Origin of the sequence: Gaetbulibacter saemankumensis DSM 17032 (genome assembly GCF_000425645.1) — a bacterium.
In the GTDB taxonomy this organism is placed as follows: domain Bacteria; phylum Bacteroidota; class Bacteroidia; order Flavobacteriales; family Flavobacteriaceae; genus Gaetbulibacter; species Gaetbulibacter saemankumensis.
This window is the reverse complement of record NZ_AUDV01000007.1, coordinates 34,927-54,456: the sequence shown is the minus strand read 5'-3', so window position 1 is coordinate 54,456 and position 19,530 is coordinate 34,927. Positions and strand designations below refer to the sequence as shown.

Here is a 19,530-nt window from a genome sequence, read left to right as displayed (position 1 = left end):
GTTACCTCATCTCAAAGTCCCACAGAAAACAATCTATTCTGTAATCTCAAATATTTTCAGCATGTTTTTACTTGCAGGCTTTGGCACTTCCGATATAAGCGCATATTTCCCAGGCGTTAAAGTTATTTTAAAATACCCCTTATTACCAGCAGGCATATCGTTAACACCTCCCAGAAATGTAAATCCTTTTGGCGCCGGATCTATGAGTCCTTTAAGCTCTAACCAGTTCATCCAAACCTCAAGACTATCCATATCGGCAGGTTCGTCTATTTTTACAAGATTTACATCGTGCCCCTGAAAGTGTTCATGTTTTATCTGATCGATATAGTTTACCGAAAACACATAAGTGCCTGCCTTTGTTGGCGGATTAAAAACAATCCCCTGCTCACTGGATATATCGACCGCAATATCCCCAACGGGCTCTTTGAGGGTGGATGGCTCTTCTGAAACTATAAGCGGTTTAAACATTCCCATATTGGTATGAAACATACCATTACTCATTTTTACGTAACATTCTATAATATAGTAACCAGGGTCTAGTTTTAAGGTCGTTTCTGCCGTATGCCCGGGTGAAATTAACCCGACACCACCAGGCCATTCGGTACCACCAAACCATTCCGGAATTTTACCAAATGCAGCAAAGGCTTCTTCATTCTTACCTTCGTAAAGTTTAGTGATGCCTTCTCCAAAAGGCGGTAATAATTCTTCTTCAAACTCTTTTACCGTAATACTATCGACAGGATGGTCTATTAATATAAAATGTGGTTGCACCGATTTATTAATGTAGCGCCAGGTATTCCATCCGGAGGGTATGGTATCCGGTGCCTGAAATTCCATATTTTCTGTCACAATTTCAATAACCGGGTTTGGTTCTGCCACAGGGACTTCAGACTGTTTTTCTTTTTTATTTTGCCTACAGGATTGTACAAGCAATAAACTCATAGCTATACCCATATACAGAACTTTTAGTACAGCTTTGCCAAGGCTATTCTTAGAATTTCTCATGATGATTATTTTTGGTTAATGGTTGTTTTTGCCAGCAGTTTGTAAACGGCCATGTTATCTGAAAATCCATTAAGACCCTCAGAATAAGTATACAATATAATGAAAATGAAAGGATTAACCTATATGTATATCAGAAGAAATAGTCCCAAGACACCCCTTTTATGCTCACACCCCAATTTTGAATTACCCCATAAATTCCAACAAAGTGCCTGATTTTAATCAATAACTAAAAATTTAAAACACCTAAACTATTGCTCGGAAGATACTAAAGCGGACTGTTAGTATTTTAATTTGTGGATTAAGGATCATGCGTTTAAGTTTTCTTTTGTCTTGCTTTTTCCTCTTTAAATTTTACTATTGGAATGTTAACAATTTCAAATGTCGCAGATGCCAGTATTACTTTGCCATTGGTTTGCTCTATTCGTTTTCCAATTTCCTCATTTAAAAGATGCTTGGTGATTCTTCTTTTTTTGTAGTCAACGATATATCTTAAGTTAAACTGAATCCAGTTATCTGTCATAGTAATGGCAAGGGCAGGATCAACCTGAGCGTCTTCTATATAGTATTTTTCTACAACATCCTTCCAATCTGAAATGGAAGCTTTAACATATTCCGACAAATATTCCTGAGCCACAGAAATAACAATACTTTTAGCCATTTCGATATCGGAACCATAACGAATAGGCAAATTGAATTCATCCCAAACAAAAGGAAAGTCCTGCGAGTAGTTATACACCGGACCCTTAAAAACGAAGGCATTGCTGAGTTTTACAATGCGTCCGCTATAATTATCACTAGAAACCCATTGACCTATTTCCATCATTGTAGTGTAAATGCTATCCACATCAATCACATCACCTTTAATGCCGTTTATTTCAATTCGATCACCTGGCTTATACACACGAACAAAGAAAATATAAAACGAACCTGCTATACTTAAAATTAACTCCTGCAAGGTTATTGTTATACCAGCTGTTAGCAATCCAATAGCAAGACCAAAATCTTTAATGTTTCCCGTGAAATAAGAGATGGTAATAAGCAGTGCAAAAAAGTAACCGATAATTTCAATACCTTTCTGAGATTTATATCTCAATGAATTGTCTGGAAGACGCCTTTTTAAAATGCGTCTCATCCATGCAATAGCCAGGAATATTAAAATAATCCAGATTAAATATTTGATAATCTTTGTAAGAACCGGATATTCAGTAAACCAATATTTTATTTGCTCTATCAATTTAGTTTATTTTAATGAAGCCCAATACCCTCTCTAAGTTACTGATTTTATATGTATTATTTTTTAAATATCATTTATTTTAAATAGCGCATTACTTTTATAATACTAATAATACTAAAAGAAAAGGTATTCCTATTACTAAATTTAGAAACAGGAAGGTAACAATAGTAAATATGAATACTATATGGTATTATTTATGGAGGTCATAATTCTTTTGAATAGGCTGTAATAGCAGATAAAATTAAAATGAGCTAGTTGAAATATTAACTTTGAGAAACTGGGCTAGTGCTATTCATAGGATTCTTTGTTGGCAAACGTTTTTATTTGTCCGATTCGTTTTGTTCGTCAATTAATTTCTGATTTAATCGTTTCTCCTGAAAAAAAATGGACTGTTCTAACATACTATTTAATTTTATAGTATTCTCTTTTAATAGTCTATTCTGCTCTTTTTGTTCTAAAAACATTTTTTGGTTATAATTTTCACTAAACATGGATATAATATTAGGAACGCCTAAAACAATAGTTATTAAAATTGTTAGTATAGTTAATCGAGAATTTAAACTGCTTAATTTTCCATTTTCAATATGTTGGTTGTTTAATGTATTTAAAAGCTGTTCATTATTTTCTCGAAGTTGGTTGTTTTGTTCTTTTAATTTGTTAAATACATCTTCTAAACCAACATCAGATAAGCTACTGTGTATAGCTTCCCAGTTGGGCTCTGGAGCTTTATACAATGATGTATTTAAAGAGCCAAAGTTTATATTTTTAAAGGGGGTTTTCATTAATTATATCGGTTTTTTTAATGTTTGCCAACGGTTTCGGCTATGAGTAGTTGCGTGGGTTAGCACTAAACTTTGCAAGCACACACAAGATTGGAAATCCACTAGGATTTTCAAATGTAGGCGAGAACAAGCAATTACTTATAGGCATTGTTGTGCAACGTATTTTTTTATTCGTAATATTCTATTTGTCTTTCCCAAACCATTCCTAATTCTCCATTGGAACTTCTCCTTTTAGAAATCCAATTTCCATTTTCGTCATATATATATTCGAAAGAAGTTTGGTGTGTTTGTTCTTCTTTTTCATTGAACCAATTTTGAACAATCATATTATTCATTTCGTCATATTCGGAAACGAACTTCATAAAACTCCCATCAGGATTGAATTTAAATTGTAAATTTTCATTTCCGTCTTTATCGTATGAGTATGTTCGTCTGTCTTTTAGACTGCCATCAGGTTTATATCTGAACTGCTCAATTTTTTTGTTGTCAAAATTGTATTTGTAAATATATTTCCAACCGCTTTCATTTCCTGGTCTTTTAAGAAGCATCTCAATGTTATTTCCGCTATCATCATATTTATTCGATTGGATATTTGTCAGACTGTTGTCTGAATCATAAGTTTTAACAGCAATCATATTGTCGTTGGAATCGTACTCATAAGTCCAATAGCTTTTTAATTCATCTGATGAATTTTTCTTCATAGCTTTTCGAGCAACTCCATCTTCATTTCTTTCGTAAATAGTTTTCTCGTAAAGCGAACCGTCTCTTTCATATTGTCCATTTTCTACCACTTTCTCATTTTTATCAAAAATCATATATGAACTTATGTTTGAGTCAAACAGATTTTCTCGACTTTTTAATTCGCCATTCTCTGGTTTGTAGATGACTTCTTTAACCATTTTCATTTTTGGTTTCAGGCTGTCAGAAGTCGATTGAGCGATAAGATTTGTTCCAGAAAATGAAATTAGAATTCCGAGTAATAATATGTATTTCATAGGTTTGTTCATATGTTGCACAACAATAGAATAAACACCATGGCGTTTATCTACATGCTATTTACTTCAAATATAATAACATTCTTAACAACTAGTAAGACAAGTTATACAGAGTTTTTAACAAAAAGGAGGTCCTATTTATTTAAATTTTAGTACTATTCAGGTTTTATCCAGCTAAACCCGCATCCCGACAAAAGCCACCCGAAGCAGAGACGAACAAAACCCGAACAAGACTCGAACAAAACCCCTCTTTTTTTGGTCTCAGTCTCAAATTGTGTCAAATCGTGTCATTTTGTGTCAAATGGTGTCAAATGGTTTCACACATTTGGAGTTAAGATATATTCGTAGTATTTTGTTAAGTTGGTTTTTATCTTAATATTAGGAGTACAGCAATAAACAAGTAAGTATTCCCCTAATTTTAATGAAATGCTTCACTGTGTTTTACATGACAGCATTATTACAATTCAACTATTACAGCTAAAAAGGCTCCTGTTTTTTCTAAAAACAAGACATAAAAAAAACGACCGGTAAATCACATTACCAGTCGTTAGTTCATTTAATACTGTCTTTAAAACTTAGCCTTTAAGCCAGGCTTGTTTTAAGTCTTTTTGTGCTTGCGTAGCATCTGCCTTTTCTAAAATACCCGATCCGGTAGTATAACTCTTAGTCGTTATGGTTTTTAAAACAACCTCTTCTCCTGCTCTGTTTAATACCACCTGAACATCCATTCCTGGCTCCCACATAAAAACACCTTGTAGTAACTGGTCGGCATTGTTTACGGTTAAAGGTGTCCCGTTAATAGACTTTATAATATCGTTTGGTAATACCCCGTTGTCGCTCCAGAAACTGTTATCTTTTACTAAATCACTAAAGAATATGTCGCCCGTTTTTGGGTTACCCGCCAAGATAATTTCGTTACCATTCATGACATAATTGGTCTCTACACGCCCCACGCCTATTTCTAATCCTACCTTGTTTAAATAGGTATTATAGTTTATTGGTAAATCGCCAATAACATGGGTTTTGAAAAACTTACCTAAGGATGGGTAGGTCATAGCTACAATTTCATCTATTAGTTTATCGTCTTCAAACGGTTTATTTTTTCCATATTTATTCGATAATTCTTTCATCAGGGATAATATACCACGCTGTCCGTTGCTTTCTTCTCGCATCATAATATCGATACACATCCCGATTAAAGCTCCTTTCTGGTACACGTTTAAGTACTCACTTTTATAAGGCTCTTTCAGTACGTTTTCGCTCATTATGGTAAAACTCATGGCATCATTCATAGTTTGAGACATCATTATTTTAACCATTAGCTTATAATAAAAATCGTCGGTATCAACTAATCCTTGATTCACCTGAAAATGCGTTGCGAAATACTCGGTAACTCCTTCATACATCCATAAGTGTTTAGAGAATGTAGGGGTATTATAATCGAAATAATGCACATCTTCAGAATGTACACTTAAAGGTGTTACAATATGAAAAAACTCGTGAGACACCACATCGGTCATACTTTCAGCCAAGGCCTCAGGACTCATATCCTCTTGCAATACCACGACCGTAGAGGTATGATGCTCTAAGGCTCCGAATCCTTTAGGTGACTCCGCTTTGTTCTCCGCCAGGTACAAATAAATATCGTAACGTGGTGTAGAGTTAATATCGCCTAAATAGGTTTTCTGCGCCTGCATCATTTTATATACCGTTTCCTTAAGCGAACTTGCCGAATGTACTTTGTTAGGCGAATACACACTTAATACAATCTTAATGTCTCCAACCATAAATTCTTCAACATCTAAATCACCATAAAACATTGGGTTATCGGTAATATCAAAATATCGGGTCGCGTAATAGCTGGTAGTGGTGGTTTTTCCATCGTCGCTGATTTTAGTATCAACCGTCTGCAAAGCTGACGAACGCACCAAGTCGCTAGGCGCTACCACATCTAATTTATACTGAGAGTTTTTTAACGAATCGAAATACCCGATAAATCCATGTAAATTAAGCACATAGTTTTTAGGTGGGTCGATATTAGTTCCTGATGGCGAAAATGGCTGTTCCTGCCCTATGCCGCCTACTTCTTCAATATCGAAAGTATCGTTTACCCAATAGGTTATTTTATCTAATTTTTTTGCACCAGTAATAGTCCAAGTATTTTTATCTGTTCTTTCAACCGGCATTTCATTCCCCTTGTAATCGTAGGCTTTAAAATCGTCTATATAATTTCCAAAATTACTTACCGAGTAGGTACCCTGCACTACTCTTGGCAGACGGTAGGTTACTGTTTCCTGGGTAAACCGTCCGGGGTTAATGGTTACGGGAGCCTTATCGTTAGTAACTTGAGTTAAATTAATAGAGGTTTCAATGGGGTTACTCACAGCAAGATCGTTGCCGGATTGTTTTGTGCTATTACAGCCAACCAATAAAAGGCCGACAAACATAACAGATAAAATGTTAGATCTCATTTAATTAGTTTTATGGTTTTCTTATTGACGTCAAAACTACAACTGTGTTACACGTCGCATTACTAAGGTTTTGTTAAAATGAGTATTTATGTATATTCGCAGGATGCAAGCACCTTTAATAAGCATTTTAACACCGTTTAAAAATACAGAAATTTATTTAGCAGAGTGCCTAGAGTCGATAATAAATCAAACCTACAGCAATTGGGAACTTTTAATTATTGATGATGGCTCTACCGATGGCAGTTATAATCTGGTAAAATCTTATGCCGATAAGGACCAACGCATTAAACTTTATAAAAATCCGGGACAGGGTATAATTCAGGCGTTAAGGCATGCCTTTAGCGAAAGTTCGGGCGATTATATTACGCGTATGGACAGTGATGATATTATGCCAAAACAAAAGCTACAGTTATTACTGAATGATTTACTCGAGGCTGGAAAGCAACACGTAGCCACCGGACAGGTTAAATACTTTTCGAAACGCGGGATTAGTGATGGGTATCAGAAATATGAAAACTGGCTAAACCTACTTACAAAAACCGGAACTAACTATTCTGAAATTTACAAAGAATGTGTTATTGCTTCACCTTGCTGGATGATACACCGCGATGATTTACTAACTGTTGATGCCTTTAATCCGAATCGTTATCCGGAAGATTACGACTTAACCTTTCGGTTTTACGAGCATCAATTTAAAATCATTCCATCGGAACATGTACTACACTACTGGCGTGATTACCAGACCCGCACATCACGGACCCACGACCATTATGCAGAAAACACCTTCTTAGAAATAAAACTGCATTACTTTTTAAAACTCGATTACGATGCGTCGCGACCACTGGTTATCTGGGGTGCCGGATGGAAGGGAAAAACCATTGCCAAAATGCTGCTAGAAAACAACATTCCTTTTGAATGGATTTGTAATAATCCCAAAAAAATTGGGAAGGACATCTACGATCAGCCTCTGAAACCTTTCCAATATTTAGAACAGATTGAGCAGCCTCAAAGTATCATTACCGTTGCTAACCCTAAGGCTCAAAAACAAATTAAAACGTATTTTGAAAGTCAGCAAATGCTTCCTATGACCGATTATTTTTTCTTTTGCTAACGTAACGACTCCTCGCTTCGATTACAGGTTACATCAACCCCCTAAAGCTGAATAAAACTTTTTACAGATTGTAGATGGTAAAGTTTTCAATTTGTTTTATATTCATTTTATTAAAAAATATGTAGGTTTGAATAATTAAAAACGATATGCAGTTTAAACACCCCGAACTTCTTTACGCCTTATTCTTACTGCTTATTCCTATTATCATTCATCTTTTTCAGTTACGTAAATTTAAAAAAGTACCTTTTACCAATGTGGCCTTTTTAAAGAAAGTAACTTTACAAACCCGTAAAAGTTCACAAATTAAAAAATGGCTTATCCTGGCCACCCGCCTATTCTTACTTACTGCTATTATTTTGGCCTTTGCACAGCCATTTACATCGAATTACGACAGCTTTAAAACAAAAAAAGAAACGGTTATCTATCTGGATAATTCCTATAGCATGCAGGCAAAAGGCAGTCACGGAGAACTCTTAAAACGAGCTGTTCAGGATTTAATTAAAGAGGTACCACAAGGTGAAAACGTATCTATATTTACCAATAATGAAACATACAAAAACACTACTATTGGCCGTATAGCTAACGAGCTTATAGAAATAAATTACAGCTCGACACCACTTTCGTTAAACAATGCATATTTAAAAAGCCAGAGACTTTTCAGCACGAATCGTGATGTGTTAAAACAATTGGTTTTTATTTCAGACTTTCAAAATACAAAAGAAGATTTTAACATCACCCCTGACTCCTTAACGCAGGTGCATCTGGTAAAATTAACACCACAAAATCGTAATAACGTGAGTATAGATAGTGCCTATATTTCAGAAAAGAATGCTGCTAACACGACCCTTACGGTTTTGCTTAATAACAATGGGACGACCATTGATAATTTACCGATATCACTTTACAATAATGATACGCTTATCGCAAAAACTTCAGTGAGTATTAAAGAAAGTGCGGAAACCAGTTTTACCCTACCGAGTAATCAAATTATAAACGGAAAAATAAGCATTAACGATAACCAACTACAATTTGATAACACCCTATTCTTTAATATCAACGCACCCGATAAAATCAAGGTGCTTAGCATTAATGAAACTGACGATGCCTTTTTAAAGCGTCTCTATAGCGAAAATGAATTCAACTATATAAGTTCTAAAATCAAAGAACTAGACTACAACCTGATTTCCCAACAACATCTAATAGTCCTTAATGAATTAGAAACTATCCCAGTTGCACTAATAGCAGCATTAAAATCATTTATTCAGGATGGAGGCACGCTGATTATGATTCCTTCTGAAAAAGGAAACAAAGAATCTTACAATGTCTTAACACAAGGGTTTGGGGTTTCGTTTGGCAATTTAATAACTACCGGAAAAAATATTACCAGTATTAATTACAGTCATCCCTTGTACCGTAACGGGGTTTTTGAAAAGCAGGTTAATAACTTTCAATATCCAAAGGTAAATAGTTACTATAATGTGCAAAACAGTCATGCATCGGCCGTTTTAAGTTTTGAAGACAACAAAGCCTTTATAAGTGCTTCCAATGGAGTTTATATTTTTTCAGCCCCTATAAACAGTGATAACTCTAACTTTAAAAATTCCCCCTTAATTGTTCCTACTTTTTACAATATGGGACGCTATAGCTTAAAGAGCCCGGAACTGTATTACACTATTGGAAACGAAAACAACTACGCTATTGAAACCAGCTTGCAACCAGACAATATATTATCTTTAGAAAACGGCGACATTCATATAATTCCCCGACAGCGTTATTATAACAACAAAGTACTTATTAACACTTCCGACAATCCAGAAAGCGCTGGTGTTTACTCCATTAAAAATAAAGACACAACCTTAAAAAATGTGAGCTACAACTATAATCGTGACGAAAGTATCCTTAGTTATTTAAATCTCAGCGACGCGAAACAAATAACGGTCAGCAATTCGGTTTCAGAAAGTTTCGAAGCTATAAAAAGTGATACAAAAATTAATGCCCTATGGAAATGGTTTGTTATTTTTGCACTAGCGTTATTGATTACAGAAATGCTCATATTAAAATACTTTAAATGAACATACTTATAAAATCTGCCACTATTATAGATCCTAACAGTGATTATAATAATACTACTCAGGATATTTTAATTGAAAATGGTGTCATTACAAAGATTGAAAGCAACCTATCAAACCCTAACAACTACGAAGAAATAACACTTGAAAATCTGCATATTTCAGAAGGCTGGTTTGATAGTAGTGTATGCTTTGGAGAACCAGGTTTTGAAGACCGCGAAACTATTGAAAATGGTTTAAAAACTGCCGCATATTCCGGATTTACTGCAGTTGCAATGAATGCCAACACCAATCCGGTAATTGATAGTAATTCGGATATTATCTTTACCAAATCGAAAGCCTCTAACCACGCGGTAAACCTGTTACCTATAGGCGCACTTACCGTAGGAAGTAAAACAGTAGATCTTGCCGAACTGTACGATATGCATAATGCAGGAGCCGTAGCGTTTTACGATTACCAGAAACCTATTAGCAATCCGAACCTATTGAAAATTGCTTTACAATATGCTAGTAATTTCGACGGTCTGGTATGCTCATTTCCCCAAGAAAATAAAATCTCCGGAAACGGGGTTATGCACGAACATATTACCAGTACACGTTTGGGCTTGAAAGGAAACCCGGCATTGGCTGAAGAATTGCAAGTAGCCCGTGATTTATTTCTATTAGAATATACCGGAGGAAAATTACATATACCTACCATTTCAACACCTAAATCGGTAGCGCTTATCAGAGAAGCCAAGAAGAAAAAATTAGACGTGAGTTGTAGTGTAGCAATTCATAATTTAGCTTTAACAGATGCCACTTTAACAGAATTCAACACCCATTTCAAAGTGTTACCTCCACTGCGTACCAAAGAAGATGCAGAAGCTCTAATTGAAGCCGTAAACGACGGTACCATCGATATGGTAACGAGTGACCACAACCCTATTGATGTGGAACATAAGAAGGTAGAATTTGACCATGCCGCTTATGGTACTATTGGATTAGAAAGTAGCTTTGGAGCTTTACAAAGTTTGTTCTCAACCGAAAAAGCTGTAGAGATCTTAACCAAAGGAAAAAGTCGCTTTGGGGTAGCGCCTGTAAGCATCAAAGTAGGGAATAAAGCCAATTTATCACTTTTCAACCCGAGCACCAGTTACACCTTTACAAAAAATAATATCGTATCAAAATCTAAAAATGCCATTTTTGAAGATGCGAACTTAAAAGGTAAGGTTTATGGCATCGTGGCAAACAATAAAATAGTATTAAATTCATAATCATGACTGAAGCAGACATTGAAAAAGGTCGTAAGAATGCCATAATAAGCTATATTACCATCTTCGGAACCATTATAGCCTATTACCTTAATAACGAAAATAAAAGCGCTTATGCAACTTTCCATATTAGACAAGCCTTAGGTTTATGGTTAACATTCTTTGCCTTGGGATATATTGTTGGAAATTTTAACAGCTGGATGATTACGTTCGGATTTTATATGTTTTTTGGCGTTCTGTTTTTTTACGGATTTGTAAATGCCATAGGTAGAAAAGCACAAACTGTTCCGTTATTAGGAAACCTATATCAAAAACTTTTTTCAAACTTAGGAAGCTAATCATGACCAAAACCGATTTATCATTATATCATCTTACTCGAAAGTCAACACTAACAGAAAATGCACCATTACTTATTATGATGCACGGTTATGGTAGCGACGAAAACGATTTGTTTTCTTTTGCCTCAGAATTACCTGAAGAACTTTTTATCATATCGGTTCGAGCACCATTCTCCATGCAACCTTATGGTAATGCCTGGTATACTATAAATTTTGATGCCGATCGTGGAAAATGGAACGACCAGAAAGAAGCCGCTGCTTCTAGAGATCTCATTGCAAAATTTATAGATGAAGTGGTCTCAACCTACCCGGTTAACAAAGATAACGTAACCTTATTAGGATTTAGTCAGGGCAGTATATTAAGCTATGGTGTAGCCTTTAACTACCCGGAAAAAGTAAAGAACATTATCGCACTTAGTGGCTATATATATAAAGATATCTTACCAGATGACTTAAAGGCATTAGATTATTCTAATCTGAACTTTTACTGTTCTCATGGCAGTGTAGATCAGGTTATCCCTGTAGAATGGGCTAGACAAACCGGTCCGTTTTTAGATGCCTTGAATATAAATTATCAATATTCAGAATTTCCTGTAGGACATGGTGTAGCGCCTCAAAACTTTTTTGAGTTTAAAGACTGGCTCACTAAGCGTATTTAATAGATAAAATAAAAAATCCAGCGAATTGCTGGATTTTTTTATGTGTAGGTATGGATGATATCTAATTATTCATTCACAACTAATCTAAAACCTTCACCATGAATATTTAGTATTTCTACTTTTTCATCTTGTTTTAAATATTTACGAAGCTTCGCAATGTAAACATCCATACTACGCGAGGTAAAATAGTTATCATCTCTCCAAATTTTAGTTAAGGCCAATTCACGTGGCATTAAATCATTTTCATGAAGCGCTAATAAACGTAATAATTCATTTTCTTTTGGTGATAGTTTTACCGGATCTCCGCCGTCAAAACGCAAGAAACGTAACTTTGAATTTAAATCAAATCTTCCAATCTTAAACTCAAATTGTTTACTATCAGAAATGGTTTCGGTAGCTTTACGTTGCATGATCGCCTTAATCTTCATCAATAAGACCTCACTATCAAAGGGCTTATTCAAATAATCATCTGCTCCTACCTTATAACCTTTCAGCACATCCTCTTTCATGGTTTTAGCAGTTAAAAAAACGATTGGTACATCCGAATTTTTCTCACGTATTTCTTTAGCCAATGTAAAGCCATCTTTATAAGGCATCATAACATCTAAAATACATAAGTCGAAATCGTCTTTTTTAAACTTTTCGAAACCTTCCATACCATTTTTAGCATGTGTAACGTCGTAATCGTTCATCACTAAATAGTCCTTTAGGATCGTTCCGAAATTCGGGTCGTCTTCTACTAATAAAATTCGTTTTTTAATTTCATCCATGTTTTTATGATATTAGTGGAAGCTTTATAGTGAATGTGCTTCCCTTTTCTTTCTCACTTTCTACAGAAATATATCCTTGATGATCATCTACAATACGTTTCACATAGGCCAAACCTAATCCATGTCCTTTTACATTATGTATATTTCCTGTGTGTTCTCTATAAAATTTTTCGAACACTCGTTTCGCGGCAGCTTTACTCATTCCACTACCGTGATCTTTTACTTTTAATAAAATATTGGTACCAACATTCTCGGTATACACTTCTATTTCCGGTGCATTTGGCGAGTATTTAATGGCATTATCCAATATGTTAACTATAACATTAGTAAAGTGCGATTCGTTAGCCAAAACCGATGTTTTATCTGCTTCCAGGAAGGTTTTTATATACCCCTTTCTGTCCTCAACAATCAGTTCCACATGCGTGATAGCATCTTCTACTAACTCATGTAAATTTAAACGTTCTTTACTAATATTTAGTTCGTTTTTTTCAAGTTTAGATATTCTTAATACGTTTTCTACCTGAGCATGCATTCGTTTGTTCTCCTCGCGAATCATTTCCAGATAACGTTTCACCTTATCCTTATCATCAATAATTTTAGGATTCTTAATAGAATCTAGAGCCAAGTTAATTGTTGCTATCGGAGTTTTAAACTCATGCGTCATATTATTTATAAAATCCGTCTTAATTTCTGAAATTTGACGTTGTTTTACTAATTGATATAAGGCACTTCCGTAAGCGATAATAATGATGGACGTAAAAATGATTGATAAGGTAATCATACCAATTACGGTAGAAAGAATAAATCGCCTGTCGTCTGGAAAAGTAACTAATAACTTAAATAGACTTCGGTTATTTTCATCGTAAAAAATTGGTACGCTATACATTGATTTTTTATCATATTCAAAACCTTCACTACGAACAGCTGTTGCTAGATCGTGACTGTATATAGCAAATTCAAAATCAATATTAATACTATCTTTCTTTAATTTTTCAGATAACAACTCTCTTATTTCTTCTTCTGAAACACGTTGATGTATCGGAGTTCTTTTTGAAATTTCCTTAAAACTTTTTTCAAAGGCCATACGCTGAGCATCAGACACAACACCACTTCGTATAATCTTGGTTATAGGACTTTCGTTAATATCTTTCTCTGATAACTCTATATTCTTATAACTTTCAAAAGATGAAGCACCAATAATATTTTTAATATCTATACTATCTAAACCTATGTCAAAGAGCGAAGAAGATAATTTATAATTTTCTTCTAAAACATTACTTCTAAATATAAGGGTTTCTTTTGTCCTGTTGTTTTGCTGATAAATTAACAGTTGCGAAACCGCTGTTGAATCTACGTCTTTTTGTTTGCTAATGAGGTTTTGAAATTTCTCGTAATACGTTGTTATTTCATTCTCTTCAATAGTGTTCGAAACATAATTTAGTGCTTTATTCACATTAAACCTAAATCGCGCTTTCTCATTCTGAACACTATCGTTGATGTAATATGCCTGAACAAAAATGATACCTATTAGAGATAGACTCATTAAAATGATTAACAGGACAAAGATTCTTTTACTCATTAGTCAAATTTAACATTTTAACATTTAATTAAAAGACCATTTAACCTTACATTAACAAATATGTTAAAATAGTTAATTTATTTGATAGCATCTATAATTTTGAAGTGAATTTTTTTAATATTTTCCTTCATAGTCGCTAAATCCACATTTTCTATTACAAAGTCAGACAGTGCTATACGCTCTTCATCCTGCCATTGGTTATTCATAATAGCTTCTATTTTTTCGGGGTTACTATCATCGCGTTTTAATAACCTTTCTACCCTTAAATGTTTGGGTGCGGTTACCGTAATAACAAAATCGCAAGCCTTATACCCCCCTGTTTCAAAAAGAATGGCTACTTCTTTAATAACATAAGGTGCCTTTTGCTTTTCTACCCATTGCGTAAAATGCTTAGCTACTTCCGGATGCACAACGGCATTCATCTTTTCAAGATACGCTTTATCATGGAAAATAACATCTGCTATAAAAGGTCTATTTAACCCGCTTTCGGTATATGCATTGGGCCCAAATAAATCTATAAGCTTTTCTTTAATAGATTCCGAGGTCGCCATTAACTTCTTAGCCTCTACATCGGCAATATATACCGGAACACCTAAGTTCTCAAACTCTTTCGCAGCGGTAGTTTTTCCACTGCCAATACCCCCTGTAAGCCCTACTAATATCATTTGGTAATTATAAATTCAACATGTTGCTGCCCTATTTTTATGTTTCGGACTAAAGAAGGCGATTTCACTACTTTAGGGACTAAAAATGATTGATTTACTTTAGAATCATTAAAATCGCAGACTACTTTAAAATCTTCAACTACTATCGAATTAAAGTTGGTTAAGCTCACATAATATGATACATTTAACTTCTTTGGAAAATACTTTACAGTAATACCTTCTGGAACATTTATAAGCTCGACAGGAACACTTAAGGTTCCTTCTGTAAACTTTTCTACCTGTGTAATTAATTTAACCTGCTTCGTAGAATACTTTAAATCCAGTTCCTTCTTAGGTAAATTTAAAGCGACCTCTTTATTAATATCACTTTTAACGTTATCAAGTTCTAAGCGTTCGGTTTCAACAAACATAACATGTGACACTTTTACTTTTGGTCCGATAACACGTATTGAATCTGGTATTAATTGTAATCCATCGGCACTATCGTAACCCAGGCTGAATTTCACATCTGCATTTAATTTTACCGGCACATATTTCACCATGTTTACATCATAATAAAAATACAACGTATCAGGTGTCACACTAAACAACTCTACCTGTTTGTCAAATTGTGTATTCGCTAAATAAGGACTTGATTGGTGCCAAACAAATACAGAATCGGTTTTATGAACATCCTTTGAAAAATCGATTTTAATTTTTGGCTCATTTAGATACAAATCTAACCACTTAAAACCATGAGTCTTTAAGGTTATATTTAATTTAAGCGTATCGTTTAAAATAACATCGGCTTCTGGCACATTTAATTTCTCGATACCAAAGGCAATAGTATTCGTATAGGTTTTTGAAAGCTTTGAAAAAATAAGTATCACAAAAGACAGTAATAAGAACAACAAAAACACATTGATTCTTTTGTTTCGTATCGATGTTAATATCTGAAGCCTTATTTTTTTTATCATGAGGTCTTGAAAAATAATTTTGGGAAATATGTTTCCGGATTCTTACGCAAAACCTGTACTGCGATTGTCGATTTCAAAAAGCCATAACCATAACCAAAAAACTGTATTACTATAGCTACCAGCGACAACATACTTACAGCAATACTTTTAGTTTTTATTAAAGCCATTATAAATGCCAAAACGAAATACAAGACATATAAATTTAAGAAGAAATTTATATTGGTCATCCATAATATAATTGAAAACACGGCTCCTAGACTAAATAAGGTCGGGAACCAATAGGTTATTTTTTTTGTGGCAGGATGCCATGCATTCAATATAGGTCTTACCATACCAAATTTATTTACCTGAATATAGAATGTCTTCCACGATATACGACGTTTATGATATACATACGCTTCGGGTATCAATGTGGTATTAAAACCTAGATTCCAAAGTCGAATTGATAAATCCGGATCTTCACCAGGATGAATAGAACCAAAACCACCGGATGCTTCAAACGCCTTTTCAGAAAGTCCCATATTAAAACTGCGGGGCTGAAATTTATCGACACTTTTTTTATCCCCTCTAATACCTCCTGTTGTAATAAAAGAAGTCATCGCAAAATTAATAGCCTTCTGCAAATTAGAAAAAGATTCATGCGCCGCATCAGGACCACCAAAACAATCCACATAATTGTTCTTCAAACTTTTATGGACTTCAGATAAGTATTCTGGAGGCAAAATACAATCTGAATCCAGAATGATAAAATAATTTCCTTTTGCCTTGCGCATACCATAATTTCTGGAATCGCCTGGTCCGGAATTCTCTTTAAAATAATAGGATATATTCAGTTTATTCTGAAATGTTCTAACGACCGATTCAGAGGATATACTCGAACCATCTTCAATAATTACAATTTCAAAAGGCAATGAAGTCTCTAGGGCTTCAAAACTTCTTAAAAGCTCATCAATTTCATCGGGACGATTATAAACAGGAATGATAAAAGAATATTCTAATTGCATAACACAAATGTAACGAATAGAAATAGAAAAGCCACCCTATTCAAGGTGGCTCTCAATGGATATTTATGAAATATTATTCTTGTTCTCCTACAAAAGTAGACATTACCGCATCACTAACTCCCATGTTACTGAAGCCTCCATCATTATAAAGGTTTTGTAGTGTTACCCGTTTGGTTAAATCACTAAATAAACTTACAGTATAGTTAGCACAATCTAAGGCTGTTGCATTTCCAAGAGGCGACATTTTATCGGCATAAGCTATAAAACCATCGAAACCTTTTACTCCACTACCTGCTGTTGTTGGTGTTGGCGACTGTGAAATGGTATTCACACGTACTTTTTTATCACGACCAAAGAAATACCCAAAGCTACGAGCGATACTTTCTAAGTACGCTTTGTTATCGGCCATATCATTATAATCCGGGAATACACGCTGAGCAGCCATATAAGATAAAGCTACAATACTTCCCCACTCGTTCATCGCATCTGCTTTATAAAGCGTTTGCATTACTTTATGAAAAGACATTGCAGATACATCGGTACCTTTCTGAGTCCAATCGTAATTTTGGTCTGTGTAATGTTTTCCTTTGCGCACATTAATAGACATTCCAATTGAATGTAAAACGAAATCGATTTTACCTCCAAGAATCTCCATAGATTGCTCTACCAAATTTTGTAAATCTTCTAATGAAGTTGCATCGGCAGGGATTATTTGAGAACCCGTTTTCTCTGCAAGTTCATTAATTTGCCCCATACGCATTGCTACAGGTGCATTAGTTAAAACAAATTGCCCACCTTCTTCATGAACACGTTCTGCTGTTTTCCAAGCAATGGAATTTGAGTCTAATGCCCCAAAAATGATTCCTCTTTTACCTTTTAATAAATTATATGACATACTTTTTTATTTATATGTTGGTCTTTATATGTAATTAGCGGTCAAAGATACTAATTAATTCAACAATTCTTTAGCATGAGCTATAGCAGATGACGACATTTCTACACCTCCTAGCATTTGCGCTATCTCAACAATACGTTCGTCGTGATTTAATTTCACCAAATTGGTTCTAGTAACCTCATCGACATCCTCTTTATACACTTTGAAATGCGAATGTCCTTTCGCTGCAATTTGCGGTAAATGGGTAATAGAAAATACCTGCATGGTTTTACTCATTTCAAGCATTATATCGCCCATTTTATTAGATATTTCTCCAGAAACCCCCGTATCAATCTCATCAAACATAATAGTTGGTAACTGAATATATTTAGCTAAAATAGATTTTATAGCCAGCATAATTCTTGAAAGTTCTCCTCCCGAGGCTGCCTTTTTTAATTCGTTGTAACTCCCTCCCTTATTCGCAGAAAATAAGAACGACAGACTATCTTTTCCATTAACATAAAATGCTTCTTCTAAAATAAGTTCAATTTGAAATTGAGCATTAGGCATTCCTAAACCAGTTAGAATGTCTTCCAACTGCAATTTCAATTCAGGCACTACCTTAATTCGTTTTTTATGAATTTTTTCTGCAATGGCATTTAATTGGGCTTCCTTCGCCTCAATTTCCTGCTGCTTCTTCTGAATAGAATCATCCAGGTTTTCTGTAACCGAGACCTTTTCTTCCAGTTGTGTTTTAATTTCAATCAAGTCGGCCACATTATCAACAACATGCTTTTGCATAAGGTTATGCAGCACTCGCAATTTAGCATCGACCGTTTCTAAACGTGCCGGATCGGCCTCTAAATTACCTTGCAGTTCATCAACCTCAGAAAACACATCGTCCAATTCTATTAAACTGCTATTAACCCGATTATAAAGCTCTTCGTAGGCTGGAGAAAAAGAGGCTAATTTACTCAAGCTGCTTTTTAAAGAGGTCATGATGGTTAACACGCCTATTTGCTCTTCTCCCAACAACTGATAAGCCTCAGACAAAGTATCCTTGATGCTTTCCACATTATTCAGACTTTCGTACTCTATTTCCAGTTGTTCCAGTTCGCCATCTACCAAATTAGCTTCGACCAATTCATTCAACAAAAAAGCATTATAGTCATGTTCCTTTATTGCTTCAGCCTGAAATTCTAAAAGCGATTTTAATTCTTTCTTTAAAACCTTATGTGCCTTAAGTTCCTGCTGGTATTCTTCCAATTCAGACGTATTTCCTGCTAAAGCATCTATTACCTGAAATTGAAATTCATCACTAGTAAGTTCTAATGTTTGGTGCTGCGAATGAATATCTATTAGTCGGATACCTAATAATTGTAAACTAGAAAGTTTAACAGGAGAATCGTTAACAAAGGCTCTAGATTTACCTGATGGCAATATTTCCCGTCTAATGATTGTTTGGGCTTCATAGTCGAAATCTTCTGCTTCAAAAAAATCTTTTAAATCATAATTAGCTACGTTGAATACCGCTTCAATAATACATTTCTTTGAAGTGTCTTTTAAACTACTTAAGTCGGCACGTTTACCTAAAATTAAAGACAAACCACCCAACAAAATAGATTTTCCTGCTCCGGTTTCACCTGTAATAATTGAAAAACCATCATTAAATTCGACTTGAAGCTCATCAATTAGAGCGTAATTTTTAATTGAAAGTGCTGTTAACAAAGCGTATTATAGATTTATTAATTCAGAATTAAATATA

General features: G+C 34.6%; 17 protein-coding genes. 5 read left to right on the top strand and 12 right to left on the bottom strand.

Going from position 1 to position 19,530, the window contains the following annotated elements:
- Window positions 1-33: 33 nt before the first annotated feature.
- The 5 genes from H611_RS0104845 to H611_RS0104825 all read right to left on the bottom strand — a co-directional run bounded on the left by H611_RS0104845 (window position 34) and on the right by H611_RS0104825 (window position 6,487).
- Window positions 34-1,005, bottom strand: coding sequence for a hypothetical protein (locus tag H611_RS0104845; protein ID WP_027137293.1), 972 nt, complete (start codon window positions 1,003-1,005; stop codon window positions 34-36).
- A gap of 313 nt (window positions 1,006-1,318) precedes the next feature.
- Window positions 1,319-2,236: a mechanosensitive ion channel family protein gene (locus H611_RS0104840; RefSeq protein WP_051238739.1), complete on the bottom strand. Its 918-nt coding sequence runs from the start codon at window positions 2,234-2,236 to the stop codon at window positions 1,319-1,321.
- 323 nt (window positions 2,237-2,559) lie between these two features.
- Window positions 2,560-3,021: a hypothetical protein gene (locus tag H611_RS0104835; protein WP_027137291.1), complete on the bottom strand. Its 462-nt coding sequence runs from the start codon at window positions 3,019-3,021 to the stop codon at window positions 2,560-2,562.
- A 167-nt stretch (window positions 3,022-3,188) separates the two neighbouring features.
- Window positions 3,189-4,016 (bottom strand): hypothetical protein, encoded by an 828-nt coding sequence (locus H611_RS0104830; RefSeq protein ID WP_157515048.1) that lies wholly within the window; start codon window positions 4,014-4,016, stop codon window positions 3,189-3,191.
- A 575-nt stretch (window positions 4,017-4,591) separates the two neighbouring features.
- Window positions 4,592-6,487 carry a M61 family metallopeptidase gene (locus H611_RS0104825; RefSeq protein WP_027137289.1) on the bottom strand — a complete coding sequence of 632 codons (1,896 nt, stop codon included), beginning with the start codon at window positions 6,485-6,487 and terminating at the stop codon, window positions 4,592-4,594.
- 103 nt (window positions 6,488-6,590) lie between these two features.
- Here H611_RS0104825 and H611_RS0104820 point away from each other — a divergent pair, with 103 nt between their 5' ends.
- From H611_RS0104820 to H611_RS0104800, 5 genes are all read left to right on the top strand, one after another.
- Window positions 6,591-7,598, top strand: coding sequence for a glycosyltransferase family 2 protein (locus H611_RS0104820; protein WP_027137288.1), 1,008 nt, complete (start codon window positions 6,591-6,593; stop codon window positions 7,596-7,598).
- A gap of 146 nt (window positions 7,599-7,744) precedes the next feature.
- Window positions 7,745-9,670 (top strand): BatA domain-containing protein, encoded by a 1,926-nt coding sequence (locus H611_RS0104815; protein WP_027137287.1) that lies wholly within the window; start codon window positions 7,745-7,747, stop codon window positions 9,668-9,670.
- Window positions 9,667-10,923, top strand: a complete 1,257-nt coding sequence (locus H611_RS0104810; protein WP_027137286.1) for a dihydroorotase — start codon at window positions 9,667-9,669, stop codon at window positions 10,921-10,923. Before H611_RS0104815 ends, H611_RS0104810 begins: the two co-directional genes overlap by 4 nt.
- A gap of 2 nt (window positions 10,924-10,925) precedes the next feature.
- Complete coding sequence (locus H611_RS0104805; RefSeq protein WP_027137285.1) at window positions 10,926-11,258, top strand: hypothetical protein; 333 nt, start codon at window positions 10,926-10,928, stop codon at window positions 11,256-11,258.
- Window positions 11,259-11,260: 2 nt separating this feature from the next.
- Complete coding sequence (locus H611_RS0104800; protein ID WP_027137284.1) at window positions 11,261-11,917, top strand: alpha/beta hydrolase; 657 nt, start codon at window positions 11,261-11,263, stop codon at window positions 11,915-11,917.
- Window positions 11,918-11,982: 65 nt separating this feature from the next.
- Here H611_RS0104800 and H611_RS0104795 read toward each other — a convergent pair whose 3' ends face one another.
- The 7 genes from H611_RS0104795 to recN all read right to left on the bottom strand — a co-directional run bounded on the left by H611_RS0104795 (window position 11,983) and on the right by recN (window position 19,493).
- Complete coding sequence (locus tag H611_RS0104795) at window positions 11,983-12,687, bottom strand: response regulator transcription factor (RefSeq protein WP_027137283.1); 705 nt, start codon at window positions 12,685-12,687, stop codon at window positions 11,983-11,985.
- A gap of 4 nt (window positions 12,688-12,691) precedes the next feature.
- Complete coding sequence (locus tag H611_RS0104790; protein WP_027137282.1) at window positions 12,692-14,266, bottom strand: sensor histidine kinase; 1,575 nt, start codon at window positions 14,264-14,266, stop codon at window positions 12,692-12,694.
- A 77-nt stretch (window positions 14,267-14,343) separates the two neighbouring features.
- Entirely contained in the window at window positions 14,344-14,931 is a 588-nt protein-coding gene (gene coaE / locus H611_RS0104785) for a dephospho-CoA kinase (protein WP_027137281.1), read from the bottom strand.
- Window positions 14,928-15,887, bottom strand: a complete 960-nt coding sequence (locus H611_RS0104780) for a YbbR-like domain-containing protein (protein ID WP_245574768.1) — start codon at window positions 15,885-15,887, stop codon at window positions 14,928-14,930. Before H611_RS0104780 ends, coaE begins: the two co-directional genes overlap by 4 nt.
- Complete coding sequence (locus H611_RS0104775; protein WP_027137279.1) at window positions 15,884-16,891, bottom strand: glycosyltransferase; 1,008 nt, start codon at window positions 16,889-16,891, stop codon at window positions 15,884-15,886. The genes H611_RS0104780 and H611_RS0104775 overlap by 4 nt, the downstream gene beginning before the upstream one ends.
- Window positions 16,892-16,964: 73 nt before the next feature.
- Window positions 16,965-17,786 carry an enoyl-ACP reductase FabI gene (locus H611_RS0104770; RefSeq protein WP_027137278.1) on the bottom strand — a complete coding sequence of 274 codons (822 nt, stop codon included), beginning with the start codon at window positions 17,784-17,786 and terminating at the stop codon, window positions 16,965-16,967.
- A gap of 54 nt (window positions 17,787-17,840) precedes the next feature.
- Entirely contained in the window at window positions 17,841-19,493 is a 1,653-nt protein-coding gene (gene recN / locus H611_RS0104765) for a DNA repair protein RecN (protein ID WP_027137277.1), read from the bottom strand.
- Window positions 19,494-19,530: the final 37 nt, after the last annotated feature.